We start from the raw sequence: 1,934 nt of genomic DNA on the forward strand, positions 1-1,934 counted from the left end.
GGTGTGGCGGCCGCAGCGCCCCCCGCCACGCCCGCCGCCTATCCATATGTTGTCGAAATCATTGAGGATCGCCTGGCGGTGGGGGGACGACGGTCGTCCCCCCACACCCCCCTCCACCTCCACAGGAGCCCGACGCTATAGGAGCCCTCTCTGGTTCGGCGCAACCGCCTCCCTGGATACCGTCCTCAACTCCTGGACGCCCGCCTCGGCCAGCGCCGCGGCGATCGCCTCGAACTCCGCCGGCGGACGCGTCGCATCCGCCGTATCGCCCCGCGGCACGTAGATCACCGTCTCGTAGCGCGCCCGCGTCAGCAACACCCGATACGTGTTGCGGATGAACGCGTGGTCCCTCTCCGCCCGATGCCACCTGGTCCCCGCGAAGTGGCGCGCGCGCCAGCCGCCGCTCGGATCGGGCAGGAAGTCGTTGCCCCAGGCGAGCCCCACAACGTCCAGCTCCAGCCCCTGGCACGCATACTCGGTGGCGCAGACCTCCAGCGCATCCGACCCGCGCACATCCGGCCAGCGGTTGAGGAACCACTCCGCCACCTCGTCGCCGCTCACCTCCGGGCCGAACCCGTCCGCCCGCAGCCGCTTCGCCACCGACGAGCGCACCAGCCCTGCCCGGCGTTCCCCCCGCGCAAGCACCCGCAGTGCCGCGCGCATCGCGCCGGGTTCGCGCGTCAGCAGAAACGGCACCCCGCCGGCGCCGTCGGCGATCGCGCGCGCCTCGGCGATGCGCCCGTCCAGCAGCGCATCCACCCACGCCGCCGCCGCGGTCTCGCGCACGCTGCGGATCGACACGGTCAGGTCGAGATCGGGATCGATCGCCAGCCACGCCGGTGCCCCGTCCGCGAGCCGCTGCACCGGATCGGCCGCCTGGATCGCCCGCTTCGCCGCCACCGCTCGCCAGTCCCCACGCGCGGCGATCACCCGCCCCCACTCCGCCAACCCCGCCTCGCCGGTGTTGATCTCCTGCCCGTTGCCGATCAGCGCCACCACCACCGCCCAGCCCGGCCGGCGCGCCATGATCTCCAGCGTGTGTGCGGGCTCGCTCATCGTCAGCCGTCCGGGCCGGCGCTGCGTCCCCGCGCGCGCCTTCGCCTCGTCCCAGGCGCGCTGCGCCTCGTCGAACACGATCAGCCGCTCGGGCGGATGGCACTTGGGATCCGCCGCGTTGTCCTCCAGGAACCGATGCACGTTCTGCAACGCCGCGCGCACCCGGCGCCGCGCCTCTGCCGCACCGCACTCCCGCCGCACGATCGCATCCCGCGCAAGCGCCTCGCGCAGCACCGTCACCAGCGGCGCATTGCCGGTGAGGAACGCCGCCCCCTCCTGCCGTACCGAGCCGAACACCGTGTTCAGCCCGCACAGGGTCTTGCCCGCGCCCGGAATGCCGGTGACGAACACGACGGTGCGCGCGCCGTCGCGCCGCGCATCCGCCACCGCGCGGTCGATCGCCGCCGTGGTGCGCGTGAGGTTGGCGAAATCCGCCCGTGCAGCCGCGATCTCCGCGACACCGTTGCGCGCATAGAGCATCGTCGCCGCCTCGATGATCGTAGGCACCGGGCGGTAGGGCGCCGCGAGCCACGCCTGCCCATCGAGCGGAATCTGTGGCGCGGGCACCGATGCCTGCACCCACGCCACGAACGCCGCAAGCGAGGCATGACTCGTGCGCATCGGCGGCACCACGCCGTGCCACAACAGCGGCGGCTGGCGCGGCAACGCCGCCTCCGCGTTGCCGACCACCAGCACCGGCACGATCGGATGGTCGCGGCTGCCGGCGTGGAAATCCCGCAGATCGAGCGCGTAGTCCTCGACCTGAGCCAGCGCCGCCGGCGACGCATCGCCGGTCTTGAACTCCAGCACCATGATCACGCGATCGGTCAGCACCACCGCGTCGATGCGCTTCTCCAGCCGCACCAGGTCGTATTCGA

At 72.7% G+C, this 1,934-nt stretch carries 1 protein-coding gene; it reads right to left on the bottom strand.

The genetic code is table 11. The features are described from left to right. Nucleotides 1–135: 135 nt before the first annotated feature. Nucleotides 136–1,934: DUF2075 domain-containing protein (locus ACTIFU_RS09965; protein WP_439578151.1), on the bottom strand; the 1,799-nt coding region annotated here is incomplete at its 5' end.

The organism is Elioraea sp., from assembly GCF_051860475.1.
GTDB lineage: Bacteria > Pseudomonadota > Alphaproteobacteria > Acetobacterales > Acetobacteraceae > Elioraea.